Genomic DNA, 22,679 nt, shown 5'->3' with positions numbered 1-22,679 from the left:
ATGTAGTGTATTATTTGTTACACCAATTGAATTATTTTTTTTAAAAATATTAATTTTCAGCCAGTTCGTCGGGCTTTAACTCATTCCAAACCTTAATTTTTTCCCCTTCTTTTATGCCAGAATTGATTTGTACGTGAACACCATCGCTTATACCCAACTCAATATCTCTTCTTTCAAATTCTTGGTCACTAGTTGCAATTTCCACGAAAGGTTTTTTAGTTGTATCATCAAACTGCACTAATGCTTCTTTTATAGCCAAAACACTATCTGCACGTGCCAAAATTATAGAAGCATTAGCACTTAAGCCTGCTCTTATAAATACCGAATCTTGTTTTTTTAGTGTCCCTTTTATTTCAAATTGAATGGCTCCGTTCTCCTCATTTCCTTTTGGAGCAATATAATCTAGAACGGCATTGAACACTTTATCCTCTATGGCGCCAACGGTAATTTCTAACGGCAGATTTTCTTTTATTTTCCCCACTTCAGATTCATCTACCTTACCTTCAAAAATCATTTTATCTACATCTGCAATAGCTGCAATGGTAGTACCTTCATTAAAGTTATTACTCTCAATTACCTGATTACCCACTTCAACCGGCACCTCTAACACCATTCCACTAACCGTTGCCCTAATTTGGGTATTTGCAGCATTACCATACCCAGAGGTTGTACCCGTTTTTACAATATCATATCTTTTATTGGCAGAACCATAGGTCTGTTTAGACTGGTCATAAGTTACTTGGGCACGTTCTAAATCTACTTTAGAAATTACACCTTTAGCATACAATCCTTTTTGACGATCTAGATTTCTCAATTGATCATCTAAATTAATTTTAGCTTCATCAATGTTATTCCTAGCATCGTTTAAAGCACTTAGATTAGGTACTACTTTTATGGTACATAATAAATCGCCAGACTTTACATAGTCTCCCCCTTCCACAAAAATCTTTTCTATTACCCCAGAAATATTTGGCTTTATCAGCACTTCTTCTAATGGAAGAATACTACCTGTAGCCATTGTTTTCTTAATAATCGTTTGTTTACTAGGCTCTTCAGTAACGTAAACCACAGGATTTTCCGCATTCTTTGAATAGAGATAAAACATAGACCCGCCAAAGGCTAGTACAATAATAAGCAGGATAATAATTGTTGTTGACTTTTTCATTTTTTGATTGGTTATATTTTGATGATAATTTTATTCTGTTCTTAAAGCTTCAATGGGTCTTATTTTAATGGCACTTTGTGCAGGTATGAATCCCGCTAATAAGCCGGAAAATATTAAAATAACAAGTGCTGTTACTACCACGCCCAAACTTACACTAGGGTTTACAAACATGTCTACCGGACCAACGGAGTCAAGTACTGCATTTACACCATAAATGAATAAGGCACCAAATATAATTCCGATCATACCTGATATGATCGTCAAGAATATTGACTCCATTAAAATTTGTTTTTTAATGGACCAAGGCGCTTCTCCCAAAGCCCTACGAATGCCTATCTCTTTTGTGCGCTCTTTAATAACGATCAGCATAATATTACTCACCCCAATAATACCGGATAATAGTACAAGCACACCCACAAAGTAGGCTACCCAACGCAACGCACTAAACAAGCTTTCTACTCGATTATATTGTTCGTACAAATCAAAATATCCAACGGCACGTTTATCATCTGGGTGAATTTTTCTTTTGTCTTTTACGACGCTTACTATTTTCTCTTTAAGGTTGGAAATTGAGCTACCATCTAATGCGGTTATTGCCATCCAACCTACATTATTCCCCATATTAAAAGCTTGCGAGAAAGCTGTAAACGGAACATAAATTTCTTTCTGCCCTTCTTCACCACCGCCATCATCTTTTTTTTGATAAGTACCTACTACCATAAAGTTCACTCCTTGAATTTTTATATAAGTTCCCAGAACGGTTTCACCTTTATTATAAAGTTCATTTTTTACACCATTGCCAATTATTGCTACTTTTCGTTTACCTAGAATGTCGTTATAGTTCACGAACCTACCTGAAGTAATGGTCATAGGTTCTTGCCGTATAATCTCTGGGTAGTCACCATAAACGTTAAAAGCACCTGTTTTTAAACCTCTGACCACATTATTGCCTCCACCAAAACCACCTAACTGATTTCGGGGCGAGATGAATCTTAAGTTTTGGACATTATCTTTTATAGCCTGTACATCTTCCAGTTTAAAACTAAAGCGTCTACCCTTAGGCAATCCTTTATAGGACAAGGTTGTATTACGTGACCACATGAACATGGTATTGGTAGCAATATCTCCAAAATCTGCTCTAATACCATTCTCCAATCCTTTCCCTGCAGCAAGCAAAATAATTAAAATGAATATGCCCCAGCCCACGCCAAAAGACGTAGCCAATGTCCTAAACACATTGCTAGATAATACTTCTAAGATTTCTTTCCACCGGTCTCTATTGAACATGGTAAAGTCTTAATTAATTATACGTTATCATTTTTTTATTATTCGTCTCTTAACGCTGCTATTACATGAATTTTAGCCGCTCGCCAGGCAGGGAAGAACCCAGCAATAGCTCCGGCAAATATTAAAACAAAAACCGTAGTCAATGCAACATTGAAATTTACCGAGGGATTTAAAATATAATCTACCTCTACATGTGGACCTACAATTTCTAGTAAGCCCATACTCAAAATAAACCCCGTGAAACCTGCTAGGGCGGTTATAAAAATTGCTTCATGTAAAATCATCCCAATTATGGACAAAGGCTTAGCACCTAACGCTTTTCTAATACCGATTTCCCTAGTCCGTTCTTTAACTACAATCAACATAATATTACTGACACCAACAATACCGGCGATAATGGTACATATACCAACAAACCAAAAGAAAAATTTAATACCACCCATAAGCGCATAAAAACGTTTTGCCTCTTCCATGGGATTATAGACTTGTATGGCGCTAGTATCTACTGGAGATACCGTGTGTGCATTTTGTAAATACGATTTTAATTCGTTCTTAAATTTGATGGATTGTGCAACTGCGGCTTCAAAATCTTCTACGGGAGGCAAGGTATAAGAAAGATTGTTAAGATGATCTGCACCGTTAAAGACCTGCTGTGCGGTGGTTACAGGTATGTAAATACGATCCTCTTCGCGTTCTCCACCAATATCACCATATACACCAATAATCTTAAAAGGAATGCCGGAGAGATCTAAATATTCCCCAATAGGACTTTTTAACTCATGAAATACTTCACGATTGATCTTATTACTGATCACCGCCACTTTTGACTTGGAATCCCCATCTTCCTGATTTAGAAATCTACCCAATGTCATATACTCATTTTCAATAAACTGAAATTGAGGAGAGACACCTTGAACATTATAAGCTAAAGCTTCATTTCCATAATTTATGAAAATATTTCTCACAAATAGTCTTGGTGATTTATTCTCTATTTGATTTTTGAACAATACACCTGCCATATCATAATTCTCATTACGGAACTGGATAGGTCTACCAGGATTCATACCCTTATAACCAATAGTGGTTACCCCGGGCCAAACCCAAACACTTGTAGCGGCATCTTGCTCAAACTCTTTGGCTATACCATTTTGCATGCCTTGACCAAAACCCAATAAAATAACCAGAATAAAAATTCCTGAAGCAACGGAAAGTCCTGTTAGAAATGTACGTAACTTATTCTTACGAATAGTGTCGAAAATTTCTTGCCAACGTTCTAGGTCGAACATAAGATTGATTAGTTTGATTGATGAATGCGATACAACTATCACACAATCATAAGACTAATCAAAAAGAGAATTGTTACACTAATAGTGTAATAAAAATATAGAAAAGGGTTAAGCCCTCATTTTTTTGTAGATAAAAAAGAAAAGCCCCGCTACCAAAACATAAGGTACCGCCATTAAATACACAATACCATTATTGATACCTTCCGCAGCTTTACCAGAAGATTCACTTTCTAAAACCGCTCTACACATGGCACACTGCGCATCTACATCAATAGGTAATAAAAATACCAAAACCAGCAACAATAAAAATATCTTTTTAATACGCATAATAAGGGGATATCATTAAAAAAACGACCACACCGGTAACGGCTACATACAACCAAATAGGAAAGGTATATTTAGCCAAGGCCCTATGATCTTCAAACTTCTTCAAATATGCCAAAGCATAAGTTCTTAATACTAAAGGAATCAATGCAATTGAAAGTACTATATGGGTTATTAGTATGAAGAAATAAACATATTTAATTACACCTTCACCACCATAGCTGGTAGAATCTGAAGTCATATGATACGCTATATACATTATAAGAAACATCAAAGACAGCGTAATATTGGTAGTCATTAAATTCTGATGCAATTTTTCATTTCCGTTTTTAATTGCCCATACCGCAACCAGCAACAACACAGCCGTTAGTCCATTAATAGTAGCATAAATTGGAGGTAAAAAAGAAAGAGGCTGAACATTAGGTAATTTAACACCAAAAAGAATGGCCACAACTATTGGTATAACAATAGAAACCACCGCTATTAATCTATTAAATCTTTTCTCGTTCTTTACGTTCCCTTGCATATTCTTATTCTTCTAACAATTTCTTGATATCAACTTTCAGAATACCGATTTCTTCTTTTTCTCCATGGTCATTAACTCCGTTTTCTTCCAAAATAGCCCCACGGTAATAGACTATGGGATTCCCAAATTCATCTATTCTTGATCTTAAAAATCCGTCTTTATCTACTAAGGCAAATAAACCAGAATGTTCAAATCCCCCAGGAACATCAGGCATTTCAGCCGCAAAAATATTAAAACCAGCATTTGCCAGTTCATATATCCCATCATGATCTCCTGTCATTAAGTTCCAGCTCTCACCATTAATAGCATACTTTTCCTCATAAGCTCTTAAAACCTTTGGTGTATCAAAATCTGGGGTAATACTAAATGAAGCTATGGCAAAGTCGTCAGCGTCTTTAAAGTGCTTTTGTATAGCTACTAAGTTAGTTGTCATTACCGGACAAATACTTGGACATCTGGTAAAAAAGAAATCTACAACGTATACCTTACCTAAATAATCTTTATCAGATACCAAAACACTGTCTTGGTTGAAAAATTCAAAAGAAGGTACTTTTCTTCGTTTGCCATCTATTAAAATATAACCTAACTTTCTATTTAGATCTTTAATATCAGTATTTAACCGGTCATTTTCTACAATAGAGCCGCCAGACAATCTATCAACAATTTTAGGCACTACTATAATACCAAAAATTAGAACTATCAAGGAAACCCAAACGTATGTATATTTCTTATTCATTTTTTACGTGATCAACATTATTCTTTTTTAAGGCGAGACGATATTCTGCTAAAATGATTTTTACATCATCTATCATTTTATTATTTAAATCTGCAACAGAGTTAGAATTGAAACCATATTTTGTACCGTCATCCTCATCATCTGATCTACCTCTAAGGGTTAATTCTTTATCTATGATAAAAACATAGGGTGTACTATTATTGTCATCTAACTCAATATCGGTTTTTAAACTATTAAATAGCGATGTAATTTTAGAATCATCTGCGGCTACAAAGTTCCATTTATCGTTATCAGCTAAAGTTGCCAATTCTTTTTTTAAGGATTCAACTTCGTCTTTGGTATCCTCAGCAACGACCATTACAAATTGAAAGTCTTTAAACTGATAGAATCGTTTATATATCTTCTGGTTTAAATTAAAAGCATTACCCTTTCTACCCTGCACATCAGAACCTAAAAAGCCTAATACGGTAATCTTGTTTTTAAATTTAACCTGATCAGAAAATCCAAGTTCTTCTATGTTATCCGTAAGCCTAGACAACTTCCCAAATTTAGTTACCCCCGAAGCAAAAAATAAATATGCAACAATTGGCAGCACAAATAAGACAACAAGAACAAAAGTCTTTTTCATAAACAAAGAAGAGAAATTATTGAAATATAAATTTATATTTCAATAGCATAACTATTAAAACACAAACTATACAAAAATAAAAAAGACGGTCGTAAAACCGTCTTTTAATACTGTTAATTATAACTTAGAAATTCCAACTAACGAAGCCATCTTTATACACATTATAAATATAATCGGCTTCAACTAGAAGAATAATAGTCAAATAAATAACCAAGAATACTGGTGTCCAAACAATGGCTCTTCTTAACGAAGATCTTTCATCACGTAAATGCATAAAATCCCATGCTATATAGTACGCTTTAACCAAGGTTAAAATAATAAACACCCAGTTGATCAGTTTCATACCTAATAAATAGGTATCTGTTAACGATACTGGCTTTATAATACCCAAAACTACTTCTACCGCAGTGATTAACGTTAAAAACGCTAATACTCCCCATATCTTCTGTGTATTAGATTTGAACTTTACAAGTCCTCTAAAAATCTCTAATTTATGTCCGTCTGCCATGTTTCTTTAATCTAAAATTCTATTTACAGTAATACTATTATTCATTTAATGGATTATACCAAGTAGAAGAAGGTAAATACAAATACCCAAACCAAATCCACAAAGTGCCAGTACAAACCAACTTTTTCTACCATTTCATAGTGCCCTCTTCTTTCATAGGTACCCATAATAACATTAAAGAAAATTACAATATTAAGTACTACACCAGAGAAAACGTGAAAGCCATGAAAACCTGTAATAAAGAAAAAGAAATCTGCAAATAATCTACTTCCATATTCATTGTGAATTAAATTAGCCCCTTCAACAACCTGTGTTGCTTCTGCCAATTTAGCTAATGAAGATTTTCTATCAAGCACCGTCTTTTCACCTTCTTCGTTGATAAGTTCAGTTCTTATCAAAATATTAGAATTGGCTTTAAACCCTTGAACAACCTCTTCTAGTGAAACACTAGTTAATGCTGGTTCCTGAAAAAACCAAAGACCATTTTTTCTTTCATGTATAATTCGTTCACCTGGTATTGAAGCTGCAAAATCAGCCAACGAAGCTCTTTCACCCGTATCCGCTTTTACAAATTGCAAAATTCTACCACCTTTAGTTTCTAATGCACCATGATCGCCCTTAATAAAAGTACCCCATTCCCAAGCCTGGGAACCTACGAATATGATACCACCTATTACTGTAGCAAACATATACCAGATAACGGCGTTTTTCTTCATTTTATGACCTGCATCTACCGCCAATACCATGGTTACAGATGACATAATCAAAATAAAGGTCATAAAAGCCACATAAATCATGGGGTAATTCCCATGAAAGAAAGGAACGTGTGTAAACACCTCGTCCGCTATTGGCCATGTTTCAATAAATTTAAATCTAGAAAAGCCGTATGCCGCTAAAAATCCAGAGAAAGTTAACGCATCCGACACAAGGAAAAACCACATCATTAATTTGCCATAGCTTGCTCCTAAAGGCTGATTGCCACCACCCCATACGCTTGTTTCCGTTCCCGTAGTCACCGTAGAATTCATATACTAATTATCGTTTTAATAAAACTTTAGCAAATTTACATTTTTTTGAACTATTTAAAAACGCAATTTGACCCAAAACTAACTTTGATACACTTTTTATTTCATAAAGAACATAAATAACACCAGATAGACCCATAACAAATCTAAGAAATGCCAAAATGTTGCCCCTAAGGTAACACCTAAATAGTTCTCTTTACTATATTTTCCTTTGTTTTGATTGTACAATACCACTAACAAGGAAATCATACCAGCTACAACATGCACTATATGTACCATTGCAATAAGAAAAACATAGGACACCTTAATACTACTTGTAGGTCCGGTAAAGTAATACCCTTCAGATACCAATTGAGAAAAACCTGAAAATTGCAAAATAACAAAAAGAACTCCCAAACCTAAGGTTATCCATAACCATTTTGTCCCTTTAGCATTATCACCAGCACTTATAGCTTTTTTCGCTAACATATAGCAAATACTGCTAATAATAATAACAACCGTACTATATAGAAAAGATTCTGGTAATGCTACATCACTTGACCAATCCTCTCTTGAACTACTTACAATATAAGCACTTGTCCACCCTGCAAACCCCATTAACAGACTGACAATACCAAACCAAAGCATCATCTTCTTAGCCCTTGCATTCTTTTCTTCTGCCGTTCCTTGTGTTAAATCCATAATTAAGCCAAAAATTTATCTATTACATATACTATTTGCATGAGCGTTATATAACTAACACTTGCCAACATTAGTTTTCTTGCCGATACATTATCTCTTTTTCTATACAATTGCAATGCAAAACCTAACATTACCGCCCCCATTATAAAAATAATCACGGCTGCCACAACAGATAGTTTTAACCTTCCTGTAATACCGTAAACCGGAATAATGGAAACCGCCATCATCCATATGGTATACATTATTATTTGTAATACCGTTGCTGCATCTTTCTTTCCGGTAGGTAACATTTTAAAACCACCGGCAGCATAGTCATCATTCAACATCCAACCTAAAGCCCAAAAATGTGGAAACTGCCAAAAAAACTGAATCATAAAAAGGGTCCCCGGTTCTATTCCAAAATCATCGGTAGCTGCAACCCATCCTAACATAAAAGGTATAGCACCAGGTATAGCACCAACAAAAACTGCTAACGGAGTTATTGTTTTTAAAGGAGTATAAACACTTGTATAAAGAAATATAGAAATAGCCCCAAACATTGCTGTTTTAGGATTTAAGAGATATAAAGACAAAATACCTAAAATCGTTAAAACAACAGCAAGTATCATTGCCATGTTTACGGTCATACGCCCCGCAGGAATAGGTCTATTTTTAGTTCGCTTCATTAAAGCATCTAAATCTTTCTCTATAACCTGATTGTAAGCATTACTGGCACCTACCATACAATAACCACCAAACGCCAGTAACAATACTTGACCCCACTGAACCTCATAGGCTCCAAGAAAATAACCTGCAATAGAAGAAAAAACGACACTGATAGCCAATCTAGCTTTGGTAATCTCCTTAAAATCGGCAAAAATCAATGCTAATGCACCTTCCCTTTCCGAACCAACAGCCGTCTTCATACTTTTTTCAATAGATCTGCAAAGATAACGCCCTAGTCATATTTTTGCAACCTAAAACCTTTATTTCTAATTTATGGAAATCAACAAAGGATATACCGCTACCCATTGCATATAGCCTACACAAAAAAACTGGACACTTTTACGTTAAAATTTCACAATAACCTATTCCATAACAGAAATTTGAACACAGCCCAGACCTAACAATTACTTCACCTTAGAATTAATAGAACTCAAAAGTCTCAAGGCAAAAAAAATCCCGAGCAGTATGCCCGGGATTAATAATCCTATCTAATATAGTAAGTAAATACTACTGTAATTTAAAGTTAATTGGAATACTAAAAGGAACACGAACCGCTCTACCTCTTTGCTTACCAGGAGTCATCTTTGGTAATTTACCTATAATTCTAGCAGCTTCTTTTTCTAGGTTCTTATCTGGTCCACGCATTCTAACGTTACCAATACTACCATCTTTCTGAATTACGAACATTACACTAACCCTACCTTGAACACCCATTTCTTGAGCAATTTCTGGGTAACGAAAGTTTTTACCAATGTGCTTTTGAATCATTTTGTTGAAACAAGCTCTTTTATCGCTTTCGTTCTCGCAACCTGGAAATACAGGCACATCTTCAATAACAGCAAAAGGTACATCAACATCCTCTTCAATTTCTTCTACCACTACATCTTCGACCTCAACGATTTCCTCTTCTTGACTAGTTTCAGTAGATTCAATTACAGTTTCTTCAACCTCTTCTTCATCTTCTACAACCTCAATAATTTCTGGTGCAGCTGGTGGCGGTGGAGGCGGTGGAGTTTTAATTTGTTCTGTCATTGGAACTTCTTCATCTAAAAGATCATCCACATTCATAGAAATATCATAATCATTTACCTCATCATAGGTTTTCCATTCAAATGCCACAAAAGTAAATAGCATTACTACGAACAAACCGATAACAAAATAAAGACTGCTGTTCTTTGTTAAATCCGCCTTTGGATTCTTTTTAGGTTCCATATATATTCAATTTAGTGATTGCTAATTTAACTAATTAATCCATAAAAATGCAACTAAAATTTTCATTTTAACGACGGTATCCGAAAAAACAGAAATCTTACCGCCAACATTCCTACCATTGCTCCGGTAGAATTTGCAAGTGCATCTAATAGATCTCCATGTCTATCAGTAGTTGCTACATGTTGTAGTACCTCAATAATTATGCCGTATAGTACAGCGAATAAAACTATGTGCCACAACAACTTAGACCTACCTACCCTTTGTTCTTTATGTTTGGATATTGCCAAGTAACCTAATACCACCATAACACCATAGAACGTAAAATGCACTACCTTATCCATATGTGGTATATTAAACCTTGAGGTAGCATTACCCGAGAAAGAAAATAAGCTGGAAAATGTTACAAACATCAGCCAGCTTATGAAAAGTATTTTATAAATAGTGTTTTTAACCACCTATTAATTCCTTATACGCAGCATCGTTCAGCAAATCTTCTAGCTCGCTAGGGTTACTAAACTTAATTTTCACCATCCATCCTTCACCGTAAGGATCACTATTTACATTTTCTGGCGCATCTTCTAGTGCTTCATTGAATTCAACAATTTCTCCAGATAAAGGAGAAAACAAGTCAGAAACAGTTTTTACAGCTTCAACCGTACCAAAGATAGCTTCGCGATCTAAAGTCTCATCAAGCGTATCTACCTCTACATAAACAATATCACCTAATTCACCTTGGGCAAAATCAGTAATACCTACGGTGGCAACGTCCCCTTCTATCTTAATCCACTCGTGATCTTTCGTATATTTTAATTCAGCTGGTATATTCATTATAATCCTTTATTATTTTTTTACTTCGGCAAATGTAGAGTTTTCAACTTAGGTTATCAAAATAATTATCTATCATATCTTTTGACAAGAGGCACTTAAGCAATGAAATTCGCTTTTAGTAAACAGCTTTTTTAATTACCAAAATTGTAACGAATAGTAAATCCGGTATTAATGGTTGTTTGTGGAAAAGCCGTTGAAACCGCAAATTTAGAAAACGAATGATCATAAAAAAACAAGGCATTTAAACTCTTGCTCAACGCATAATCTGCCGTAAATTTTAATGACATTAAATTCTGACCAGAAGTTATTTGATTGCTATTAATATCCAAATTTCTAATAATGGTAATGTTATCCCTTAGAGTAACATCGGCCTTTAAATTTAAATCACCTTTTAACCTTGTTTTATTACCACCAATATTGGTTACAAATTTTACATCTTTAAAACGATAGCCTAAACCAACGGTATATTCTTTACCATTGATCTCTGTCATTAAATCATTATCAAAACTTAATGACAATGCCCTGTCTGTTCTCACTTCTGCCAAAACACTAACAGAGTTCTTCATTTCAAAATCTGCACGAACCAAAGGATTGAATTGATCTGTAAGAACCACATTATTTAGAATCAGATCTGGTAATATATCAAGATTCTCTGCATTAATAGCATCTTTACCATCGTTAATTAACTGCACTTTCTCTAAGTTTGTTTGGTAAGAGTTTATACTATATGATGCACGATATCCATGACTCAAAGAAAAACGCTTAAATTTCTTTTTAAACCACTTGCTCTTCATTAAACCGGTATACTTTATACTCCAATTAGGAATAGGAATATCTCTAAACGTATCTAAATTTACACGTTCGGCATCTTGTCCTGTATATGCTGCAAAGAAAGCAGGCAACAAAACACTTTGCTGTGTTTTTCCATAGCCTTCCGGAAACTCACCATCTGCATTGACGGGTAGACCTTGTTCTACCGCTATTCTATTTGCAATAGTAATTCTATTATCCTTAAATTCCTGAAATGTATTGGAATCAAATTCATCACTCTTACCAAAGGCAGTACCGATCATCATAGTAGAAATACTAAAACTACCATAGTTGTTACCCAACTGAACATTATATTCTTGATCCACCACATTAAAATTCTCTTGATAACTGTCTGAAAATTGTCTGTCCGCGACCAAGTCAATAGTAATATCTTTTGTTGGTTGCGCAGTTGCAGTGATATTCAATTGTTTATTTGTTCTTTGGATGAATTGTTCGTTAAACTCCTGAAAACCTGTCAACCAACCATTCCTTGCCGCTTCATACCGAACATCTGACTGACTACCGAACAAAAAACCAATAGTGGGCTTGGTAGTACCAACAAACCCGACAGACTGCGTGTACCCCGGAAGCACCGTACCATTGTTCTCACTATAGTTAAAGTTTAGTCGCTTTACCATAGTAACGATATCTACTACCGTATTGAACAGATCGCTTGTTTTTCCCTTTATTTTTTCTGAATCTTCTGACAAAGCGCCAGATTTATCTCTTCGTATAGGTCCTGAAGTAGATGCTTTAGGAGCTGCACGCTTTTTTAGTCCGATTAAGTCATAGAACTTTTGCATGGTCAAAGACGATGTTATCGTATGCGTATTCGCATTCTGCACCGTATTTATATATTCATTAGCTACTTCAAATAACGCATCACCACCTCTTTGCCAGTCAAAATTACTGGTATATGAATATTGTGTGCTAATAAAATCTAACGCAGGTATTTTAGAAAACGGAACCTCATAGTTCAACTGCATTTGTTGAGAATGTCTGTTTGGCTCACCTACATCAAAGAAACCGTCCCACATACCCAGTTCATTCATAATTCGGTCAGTGGATTCTAACGGCTCATCTTCATTCAGGTAATTTCTAACGATATTATTATTAGAACCGGTCAAATTTAAACGAAGCGACTTGGTCAAATTATAGTTAATTGCATACTGCCAATTGAACAAGTAATTACGTTGCTGTAACTCTGGCAATTGAATTCTATCCTCACCATCTGTATATACATCTCTAAAACGTTGAGCGTTAAACTGCCTATTAATATTAGAGGTAACCCCAATATTAGATGGCAATAAATTCAAGTTCAAATCTTTTAACCATTGCCAATACTTACCTGTTAAAAGCGAATCTTTTTTAGCAAACGGAGCAACTTCTACCGGTTCAAAACTATGATTGTATACAAAACCAGTATTTACATTTTGCTCTTTTAATTCCGCTATTTCAAAATCTCTATGATCAGTTTCATTGTAGCTGTAATTAAATGTAAAGTTTTCTATATCATAAAAATTAGCATCAGCCTCTTCACCTCGATCTTTACGTACACCAATTAAGTTGATACTGGTGCGTTTTGTATAATCTTCAGCCTGCTCCAACACGTCATCTTTACCTTCTTGGGTGTCTTCTGCCGTTATCCTATCTTCTAACTTAAGATCATCATACACAGGATCAAACTCTGGTGTGATCATTTGTTCTGATATACCGTAATTGAACGGCAATTGTATACCCCATTTTTTAGGAAGCAATTGCCCTACGTTAACATTGGTAACCACATCATATGAAATAGCATCTTCACGAGCACGTTCATTTGGCATTTGATCTATAGACCCAAAACCAGAAGTACTTTTACTGCCTGTTGCGCTAAAATTGGCGAAATCGGCAATGTTACCATCAACTGCGGCTACTGCAGCCCAGCCACCATTATTATCCAAACCTGCCAAACGAAGTTCATTGAACCATACCTCACCTCTTGCAGGTAAAATATCCTGGTTTTTTATCCCCACCATCATAGTACGAATACTACCTAAAGACGGATTACCTTTTATACCTATACGAATTCTACCCGGCGTACGAACATCGAACTCACCAACAGGAATCACCTCATCATTTTCAATTTCAAAGAAACGAACATCACTTAAATCACCATCGGCAATCCATTGAGATTTAACCTTTGTTAAATCACTAAGAAGAATATTCATCTCATTATTCTCTGGCCATACCTCATCATCTGCAACCGCGGTAAAAGGTGTAAATTCTAACGGCAGTTCTATTTGATAGTAATTTTGTGTAAAATCTGTACCTATACGCAAGAAACCGATCAAAGGTGTAGACGTATCCGCGTAATCACTATCTATAATTTTTTCTGCATGAATGAACATTTTCAATTTCTCATACTGGCGAATATCAACATTTAGGTTTTTAAATACTCCACGTGAATCTTGGGACTCTAAATTAGAAACGGTCAAAGAAAGAGACTGTTCGTTCTGTCTAATAATGGTATTATTATTATTTAGCTGCTCTCTAATAACACCAGGAGGCAATACATAAGGTATTGGTGCCCTACTACTGTTTTCTTCAATATTGACCGTATTAACATCTAAAGTGGTACCGTCATCAGATGGGTCACTATCAATATTTTTATCTTGTAACGTATTCGTATACGTACGCCAATCTCCCCTAACCAAATCTAAAGTAGCAAAACGTAAAATAGTAGGACTATTAAAACCCGTCATATACATACGCATAAAGCTAATAGACCTAAAATCTGTAATGCCGCCAATAGCGTCACTAAAATCACTTAATGGAATTTTATATTGGATCCAACGGTAATTAACATCATCACCATTTGGTATTCTAACATCTCCACTTGCGGTACCTTCTATTATATCCGTTACATATTTGTCGTTAATAGAAGTATTCGGCTTTATTGAAATACGATATTCATAATAGCTATTTACCGTATTCATAGTTAAATCCCTATCAACATCCTCTACATCTGGCAATGTCGTAGACCCCCTATCCGTATTGGTAACCGTAACCGGCGAGTTACCCTCTGGGTTGTTAAAATCTATATATCTATCTAAAATACTACCTTCTCTATTTAGGTAATACCCGTAGTTATCTAAGGCAGGATCATCACCACCATTATTCGTATACACATCAGCTTCACGGATATCATCTAAACCATCAAAACCAATATCTTGTAAACCTCTATTATCCTCATCGGCATCAAAAGCATACACCAGTGATTGCGTTGCCGGCACTTCTCCCCAAGAAGTTGGGGACACAAAATCATTACTGCTTACACCTGGTAAACCGTTTTCATATTGCTTTTTACCGTCACGCAAAATATCTTCAGAAATATTACCTAAGTTTAAAACCAATTCACCTGAACCATTTGCAATACCATCAACATAAGGATCCATTACCCAAAACTGTACAAACTCAACATTACTCTGTTCAAAATCCGTACTACTTAAAGAACGCATCATACCACCCCACTTTTCTGTTGGGTCTTCAGTTTCAAAATCTGGATTATTATTATAAGGACCTTTAGTTTCAGGATAATAGACCATGTCTAAAGTAGACTGCACCTGTGTTTGCCCTTGAGCAACATCTGTTTCTGGAAAAACTTCATCTATATATACCCTACGGGTAGCATTGGTAGAAATATCATCATCACTTATTGCAGCAGGTCTTTGTGTTGTGTAGAATATTGGATCAATTGTATACCAAGACAACTTAGCCCTACCATAACCATTTATTAAGTTATTTAAATCTTCTGGAGAACTACCAAAGGGTTGATCATCATTTCCAAATTCCAAAGGCATACTAGCCAGAGACCACCCAAGAGAAGCCCTAATATCTATTAACGCCTGCGCGCCTTCAAAATCATCTAAATAAGTAGTAGTCTCTCCTTCAAAATCCGCATTTTTAGGAGAACTAGGTATCAACGCAGCCATTTCTGCCCTTATAGAAATATTAGAAGGTACATCTGTATCTATATTTGGTAACTTATTGACCATACGTGTCAAGAAAGGCACCTCTGTAGAAAAGTTCGTATTTAGTCCGAAAATAGTATTATTCACAGATTCTACCCCGTAGGTAGACTTTTGTGTTAATGGCCTCTCGTTCAGGTTTAATAAAGTTCCTCCTAAGATAAATTTTTCATTAAATTGATGCTCTACATTAACACCGGTAAAGCGACGTGTTTGTTGTCCAAAAACCGCATTGTTCTCTACCGATATATTGATAGGCACATTTGAAGCCTCTAAACTTGGATCTAAAATCTGAACCGTACCAGATTGGTAGTTTACCGTATAATCAATACCTTCTTGTAAGGTTCTACCATTTGCGGTAACCGTTACAGAACCTTGCGGCACGTTAAACGCCCCAATAGAAATACCATTACTACCTTCTGATTTGTATGAACCTTTTAATAAGAATTTATTTTTTTCCGGATCTTGTAGTGCCGCAGTTTTAGTCAAGGAATACATATCTCTAAATACATACTGCTCTTGGTTGGCATTATAACCAGAAGTAACATCATACTGACCGCTGTTACCATTCTGTAACTTTTCATATAAATATTCTCCAAAAGGCTCTACTTTGGTAAATATGATACGACCATTCTGTACATCTATGGTTTGTCCACTGATGAAATCAAAAAATCCATCACCACCAGGTTGTATATCATTATAGACATTTAATCGGTCCAAATTAAAGACATTTAAAAGAATTGTTTCCTCCAAACCTTCTGGCCAACCAGACCCCGGACCTTCTTCCACCGGAGTAATATAGTTTCTTGAAGTAGGATCAGAATATAGAATATTCATCTTAAAATCTTCTTGACTTAAACTATATGCCCCAGTTGCATAAATGTTCTTCATCATCAAATCCCAAATAGGATCGGTGATATTTGTAATATTACTTTTAAGAAGTTTTAATATTAAAGTATTGTTTTCAATAACCGTACTTACATCTTGTGTAACTGTCGTAGCTTCTATACCTCCATTTGCAAATTCACCAACTTGGTATACCTGACCTTGATAGGTATATTGATACGCAACCCCTAGAACTTCGTCATTACTTAAACGTTGGTTTAAAGAGATATACCCTAATTGCGTATTGAAATCGAAATCTCTACCCTGCTCTAATTTTCTTGCATTTTCTAAATATGCATAATCAAAACCTTGGTTAGGAGAATACCCACCAGCAAAACTCCCGGCATTGAATCCGCTTTCCACTGTTGCAATTTCCCTGATATTGTCATTTAAAGCTCCGCCACTAGTCAGTATTAAAGCCGGATCAAAATCATTGGCGCCGTTTCTAGGTCTTAAATTTGCTGGATCATTAAAAAACCCGCTTGCACTACCATTGTTTTGACCAACTCTGGTTTTTTCTCTATCTGCTTCACCTAAATCTTGGATAGCCACTACATTACGGACATTTAATGTCTGTTGTGTTCTATTGGTAATCCAAACCTCTATACGGGTAATCTGTACCTGACTTTTAATGTACGGATAAGAAGAAAGTGCTTCATCATAGTTATCTCTAAAGTACTGAGCCAAGAAGAAGTGCCTGTTTTCATCATAATCTAACGCCGTTAACGAGAAATCATTCAATGTACCACCACCTTGTGCAACTACTGTATTATTTTGCGACCGTTGCTCAGAAAAAACTGCGGTTACCGAAGTTTTACCAAATTGCAGCTTGGTTTTTACACCAAACAAACTCTGCGCACCAGAAATTAACGAGCTATTAAGTGGCATACTTACATTACCGACTTCTATAGATTGGATGATATCATCCTCTGTTGGCGTGTAATCTAATTTTACAATATTCTGAAAATCAAAAGTTGCTTCGGTATCATAATTTGCAGTTACCTGTAAACGTTCTCCAATTTGCCCTAACATACTAAGACTAATACGTTGATCAAAATCAAAAGAAAGATTTGTTCTGTTTCTTGGAGATAAAGAAGGATTGTCATTTTTCTGCCAGATAACCCCTAAATCCATTGCCACAGATCCTTGAGGAATGATCTCAATAGTATTACCCCCAAAAATGGTAGAAAAGAAATCATTATTGACATAAAAATTAGGAAGTAAATTTTTACGAGCTTCTTCACTACCTTCTTTTTTACCTGAATAAGCATCAGATTTTTCTTTGAAATAAGATTTTATTCCTTCCTCTCTAATTAATTTAAAGTATTGGTCCGGTGTAAGAATAATAGGATAACCGATATTAAAATTACCCACGCTTTCATTATAGATATAACGATCAAGTTTAGGGTCATAAATATATTTTGATACTATGCTTTCTGGATTCTCAATTAGAATTCTACCCAGGTCATATCCTGTCTTTACCGAATCAATTTCCTGTTCTTCTGCCTCTTGAGCCACACCTATTGTTATGGAACCCAAAAACATAAAGAATACAAAGATGCGCTTAAAAGAAACTTTAAGAAATTTAGTTACCCCGTTTTTCAAACTTATTACAAATTTTTGAGCGCGAGTTTAATAATATTCTCAACGCTTAGCGAAGCATCTTGACCAAGCACTTTATCGACAACCCTCTCTGATTGTTTACGTGCGAAGCCTAGAACTTCTAAAGCAGATAACGCTTCATCTTTATTTGTATTGTTTGTACTTAGTGAAAGTTCGTCTATATCGTAAACTTTTAAGACCTTATCCCTAAGATCCAAAATTACACGTTGCGCTGTTTTTGCTCCTATACCTTTTACAGCCTGTATTGCAGCAACATCTCCGTTAGCAATGGCGTCTCTAACTTGAGAAGGAGACATTGAAGAAAGCATGGTTCTTGCTATACTTGACCCAATGCCAGAAACGGATAGTAATAAACGAAATATTTCACGCTCAGATTTTTCAACAAACCCGAACAATGTGTGAGAATCTTCTTTCACTTGAAGGTGCGTAAAAACAGAGATATTCTCTTGCTCTGGCAACTTAGAAAAAGTGTTCAAAGAAATATTTACAAAATAGCCAACACCACCACATTCGATAATAACATGAGTTGGATTCTTCTCTACTAGCTTTCCTCTTAAGTGATGTATCATGATTATTTTTAAATTAAATAGGGAAAGAAGTATGCCTACCTATTTCCCTATTTGAGTTAGTTTTCTAATTAAATACTATTTTGATTCTTTAGCTTTCTTGCGCTTTTCGCGCTCTTGAGCATCAATTACGGCAACTGCCGCCATGTTTACTATTTCATCAACACTGGCCCCTAATTGCATAATATGAACGGCTTTTCTTAATCCTACCATGATTGGACCAATAGAATCTGCACTATTCAATTCTTTCAACAACTTATAGGTAATGTTTGCCGATTCTAAATTCGGAAATATCAAAGTATTTACTTTTCTACCTGCTAGTTTAGAAAATGGGAACTTACTCTCATGAAGCGCTCTATTTAAAGCAAAATCTGTTTGTATTTCACCATCAACCACCAAATCTGGTTTAGTCTCATGAAGAATACGCACGGCTTCTCTTACCTTTTTAGCGTTCGGATGGGTTGAAGAACCAAAATTTGCATAACTCAACATTGCCAATACGGGATCAAATCCAAAATTAGAAGCAACGTTAGCAGTCATTTTTGCAATATCTGCTAATTCTTCGGCATTTGGCTCAATATTGATTGACGTATCAGCTAAAAATAGAGGACCTCTATCCGTGATCATAATATTCACCGTAGCTACTTTTTTAACTCCACTTGCTCTACCAATAACTTCTAAAATAGGTTTTACTACTGTAGGATATGCTCTTGAGTAACCAGAAATCATTCCATCGGCATCGCCTTCAAGAACCATCATGGCTCCAAAATAATTACGCTCGCGCATTTTTATTTTGGCACTGTAAAAAGTTACTCCGCTTCGTTTACGACTTTCCCAATATTTTGTAGCATAACGAACATGTCGCTCATCAAACTCCTCTGACATAGGATCAATTATCACCAGGTCAGCATCAAACTCCAACTCTTTTTTTAATTCAAGAATAATATCTTTTCTACCCAAAAGAATAGGTATTGCAATACCCTCTTCATGAACAATTTGTGCCGCTTTCAAAACATCTAAATGATCGGCCTCGGCAAACACAATTTTCTTGGCATGACTACGAGCCCTTCCATGAAGCAAACGAACAACTTTATTGTCGTTCCCAGAACGAAGCATTAGCTCCTCTCTGTATTTATCCCAATCATCTATTGGCGCCTTTGCAACACCGCTTTCCATTGCCGCTCTAGCTACAGCTGGTGGTATCTCATAAATTAATCGCTGATCAAATGGTTTCGGTATTATATATTCCTTACCAAAAGTCAATCTTGTTTCGCCATAGGCGATATTTACTTGTTCAGGCACAGGCTGTCTTGTTAAGTCTGCCAAAGCTTTTACCGCAGCCATTTTCATAGCTTCATTAATTACCGTAGCCCTAACATCTAATGCTCCCCTGAATATGAATGGAAAACCAAGTACATTGTTCACTTGGTTAGGATGATCTGATCTGCCGGTGGCCATTATAATATCTTTACGAGTAGCAACAGCTAAATCATAAGCAATCTCCGGATCCGGATTCGCCATTGCAAACACAATAGGATTATTGGCCATTGACGTCAACATTGCCGGAGTAACCACATTCGCAATAGATAACCCAACGAATACATCTGCATCTACCATTGCTTCATCTAACGTATCTATTTTTCTATCAGTAGCAAATTCTTTCTTTGCCGGCGATAAGTTATCGGCATCTTTTCTAATGACACCTTTACTATCAAGCATTACTATATTTTCTGCCTTTGCACCAAATGCCTTATACAATTTTGTACATGAAACAGCCGCAGCGCCTGCACCGCTAATAACGATGCGAACTTCTTCTATTTTCTTGTTAGAAATTTCAAGGGCGTTTAACAATGCTGCTGCAGAAATAATTGCGGTACCATGTTGATCATCGTGCATTACAGGAATATCTAACTCCTCTTTTAACCTACGCTCAATTTCAAAAGCTTCAGGTGCTTTGATATCCTCCAAATTAATACCACCAAAAGTTGGGGCAATCATTTTTACGGTTTCGATAAACTTTTCTACATCTTCAGTATCTACCTCAATATCAATACCATCAATATCTGCAAAAATCTTAAACAGAAGACCTTTACCTTCCATCACCGGTTTTGAAGCCTCTGGACCAATATTTCCTAATCCAAGTACAGCCGTACCGTTAGAAATAATGGCTACCAAATTACCTTTAGAGGTATATTTATAAGCATTGTCTTTATTCTTTGCTATTTCCAAACATGGTTCTGCTACACCAGGCGAGTACGCCAAAGCGAGATCACGTTGTGTACTATATGGTTTAGTAGGAACTATTTTTATCTTGCCGGGCTGTGGCTTTGCATGATAAATAAGTGCCTCTCTTCTTAGCTTTTCATTGCTCATACGCTTCTATTTAAAAAAACAAATTTAAAGGTATTCTGTAAGAAAGTGTTTAGCAGTGCTCTATTTATATGAACAAAATGTATTATTCAACTGTCATTGGCTTAAAGTAGCATTTTACATTACAAGTTCCCCTCCTTTTCTTTACTGGATACATTAAGCCGCAATGCCAAAAACCCGGAAATTGCAAAAAATGCACTTGCAAACAACATAGCATTTATAGCGTTATTACCTAGCAAACACTTGTAAATAGGTCCAAAAGTGAGCGTCTCTATCCCCATAGGAATTACGATCATCATATTTAAGATACCCATATACACTCCACGTTTGTCTTGCGGAACCACTTTTGAAACCATGGTGTAAGGAATACCCATCATGGCAGCCCATCCAACTCCAAATAAAACCATTGGCGCCAAAACCAGAAACGGATCTGAAATAAATGGAATAGTACACAATGAGATAGCAGTACCGAACAAGCTTAACGCGTATATTTTTTTACCTCCAAATTTTAAGGTAAGTGGCACCAAAGCCAAAGCTACGACCATAGTTACTATATTATACGTCAAGCTCATTTGTGCAGATTGAGATGCTGCCTCACCAGTAGAATACCCCATTGTCAGCTTAAACAACGGCGTCGTATATTGCCAGTAAATAAAAAGAGCGTACCATTGAAATAAATATACTGCACCAACTCTCCACATGAATTTGGGCATTTTCTTTATTGCCGCTATGATTTCCTTAAAAGGCAAAGCAATACGTTCTATGAAAGGTTTAGCTTTAACGGTGTTGATATCGGACAATTCTTCTGATGAGGGCGGAATTTCCGGAGTTTTCAAAACTGAATAAAGAATTGTTGTAATAGAAAGAATTGCACCTATATAAAACGAATAGTACAACCAAGTAGGAATAGTTCCGGCAACTTCTACAGACTCTCCTCCAAATAAATATTGAAACAATACAATAGAGCCATTTGCCAAGAGTATACCTGCCCCCACAAATAGACTTTGCATCTGATATCCCAGGCTCAATTGTTTTTCCGGAAGCTTATCACCTACAAATGCGCGGTAAGGCTCCATTGCCATGTTATTACCTACATCGAGAATCCATAGCAAACCAACTGCAAACCACAGTAATGGACTGTGAGGAAAGGCAAACAAGCACAAGCTACCCAGTATTGCCCCAATCAAAAAATAAGGCTTTCTTCTACCCCAGCGCTCAGACCATGTTTTATCTGACATTGCACCAATAATTGGCTGTACGACTAAACCCGTTATTGGACCGGCAATATTTAAAATTGGCAGCATCTCTTCTGGAGCACCTAAGTACAAAAAGATAGGATTTATAGCTGTTTGTTGTAACCCAAAACTATATTGAATTCCTAAAAACCCAACATTCATATTAAATATCTGCCAAAAACTAAGACTTGGTTTTTTGATTTTCATCTAAGAGAATTGTTATTAATTTGGTAGTGAATATTATTACATTCCTACATAAATCATACAAT

General features: G+C 35.8%; 18 protein-coding genes. All 18 read right to left on the bottom strand.

Features of this window, described 5'->3' with window-relative positions; translation table 11 throughout:
- Positions 1-49: 49 nt before the first annotated feature.
- Complete coding sequence (locus tag BW936_RS05635; RefSeq protein ID WP_076547307.1) at positions 50-1,165, bottom strand: efflux RND transporter periplasmic adaptor subunit; 1,116 nt, start codon at positions 1,163-1,165, stop codon at positions 50-52.
- A 30-nt stretch (positions 1,166-1,195) separates the two neighbouring features.
- A complete protein-coding gene (locus BW936_RS05630) occupies positions 1,196-2,452 on the bottom strand; it encodes an ABC transporter permease (RefSeq protein WP_076547306.1) in 1,257 nt (418 codons plus the stop codon).
- Between the two features lie 38 nt (positions 2,453-2,490).
- The gene (locus BW936_RS05625; protein ID WP_076547305.1) at positions 2,491-3,738 is read right to left on the bottom strand and encodes an ABC transporter permease; all 1,248 of its coding nucleotides are present in this window, start codon (positions 3,736-3,738) and stop codon (positions 2,491-2,493) included.
- A 108-nt stretch (positions 3,739-3,846) separates the two neighbouring features.
- Positions 3,847-4,065 carry a hypothetical protein gene (locus tag BW936_RS05620; protein WP_076547304.1) on the bottom strand — a complete coding sequence of 73 codons (219 nt, stop codon included), beginning with the start codon at positions 4,063-4,065 and terminating at the stop codon, positions 3,847-3,849.
- On the bottom strand, positions 4,055-4,588 hold the full coding sequence (locus BW936_RS05615; protein ID WP_076547303.1) for a DUF420 domain-containing protein: 534 nt from the start codon (positions 4,586-4,588) through the stop codon (positions 4,055-4,057). Before BW936_RS05615 ends, BW936_RS05620 begins: the two co-directional genes overlap by 11 nt.
- A 4-nt stretch (positions 4,589-4,592) precedes the next feature.
- Complete coding sequence (locus BW936_RS05610) at positions 4,593-5,324, bottom strand: SCO family protein (RefSeq protein ID WP_076547302.1); 732 nt, start codon at positions 5,322-5,324, stop codon at positions 4,593-4,595.
- Positions 5,317-5,952, bottom strand: coding sequence for a thioredoxin domain-containing protein (locus BW936_RS05605; protein ID WP_076547301.1), 636 nt, complete (start codon positions 5,950-5,952; stop codon positions 5,317-5,319). Before BW936_RS05605 ends, BW936_RS05610 begins: the two co-directional genes overlap by 8 nt.
- 124 nt (positions 5,953-6,076) lie before the next feature.
- Positions 6,077-6,460, bottom strand: a complete 384-nt coding sequence (locus tag BW936_RS05600; RefSeq protein WP_076547300.1) for a cytochrome C oxidase subunit IV family protein — start codon at positions 6,458-6,460, stop codon at positions 6,077-6,079.
- Positions 6,461-6,513: 53 nt separating this feature from the next.
- Positions 6,514-7,488, bottom strand: a complete 975-nt coding sequence (locus tag BW936_RS05595) for a cytochrome c oxidase subunit 3 (protein WP_076547299.1) — start codon at positions 7,486-7,488, stop codon at positions 6,514-6,516.
- A 96-nt stretch (positions 7,489-7,584) separates the two neighbouring features.
- Positions 7,585-8,166 carry a cytochrome c oxidase subunit 3 gene (locus BW936_RS05590; protein ID WP_076547298.1) on the bottom strand — a complete coding sequence of 194 codons (582 nt, stop codon included), beginning with the start codon at positions 8,164-8,166 and terminating at the stop codon, positions 7,585-7,587.
- A 2-nt stretch (positions 8,167-8,168) separates the two neighbouring features.
- A complete protein-coding gene (gene cyoE / locus BW936_RS05585; protein WP_076547297.1) occupies positions 8,169-9,071 on the bottom strand; it encodes a heme o synthase in 903 nt (300 codons plus the stop codon).
- Between the two features lie 307 nt (positions 9,072-9,378).
- Complete coding sequence (locus tag BW936_RS05580; protein ID WP_076547296.1) at positions 9,379-10,083, bottom strand: energy transducer TonB; 705 nt, start codon at positions 10,081-10,083, stop codon at positions 9,379-9,381.
- 62 nt (positions 10,084-10,145) lie between these two features.
- Entirely contained in the window at positions 10,146-10,493 is a 348-nt protein-coding gene (locus BW936_RS05575; RefSeq protein ID WP_076547295.1) for a VanZ family protein, read from the bottom strand.
- Positions 10,494-10,530: 37 nt separating this feature from the next.
- The gene (gcvH, locus tag BW936_RS05570; protein WP_076547294.1) at positions 10,531-10,911 is read right to left on the bottom strand and encodes a glycine cleavage system protein GcvH; all 381 of its coding nucleotides are present in this window, start codon (positions 10,909-10,911) and stop codon (positions 10,531-10,533) included.
- A gap of 131 nt (positions 10,912-11,042) precedes the next feature.
- Positions 11,043-18,221, bottom strand: coding sequence for a T9SS outer membrane translocon Sov/SprA (sov, locus tag BW936_RS05565; RefSeq protein WP_076547293.1), 7,179 nt, complete (start codon positions 18,219-18,221; stop codon positions 11,043-11,045).
- Positions 18,222-18,226: 5 nt separating this feature from the next.
- A complete protein-coding gene (gene ruvA / locus BW936_RS05560) occupies positions 18,227-18,808 on the bottom strand; it encodes a Holliday junction branch migration protein RuvA (RefSeq protein WP_076547292.1) in 582 nt (193 codons plus the stop codon).
- A gap of 75 nt (positions 18,809-18,883) precedes the next feature.
- Entirely contained in the window at positions 18,884-21,178 is a 2,295-nt protein-coding gene (locus BW936_RS05555) for an NADP-dependent malic enzyme (RefSeq protein ID WP_076547291.1), read from the bottom strand.
- 119 nt (positions 21,179-21,297) lie between these two features.
- On the bottom strand, positions 21,298-22,617 hold the full coding sequence (locus BW936_RS05550) for an MFS transporter (RefSeq protein ID WP_076547290.1): 1,320 nt from the start codon (positions 22,615-22,617) through the stop codon (positions 21,298-21,300).
- Positions 22,618-22,679: the final 62 nt, after the last annotated feature.

Source organism: Maribacter ulvicola (assembly GCF_900155985.1).
Taxonomy (GTDB): domain Bacteria; phylum Bacteroidota; class Bacteroidia; order Flavobacteriales; family Flavobacteriaceae; genus Maribacter; species Maribacter ulvicola.
Note: the sequence above shows the minus strand (reverse complement) of the source record. Positions and strands in the feature narration are given on the sequence as shown.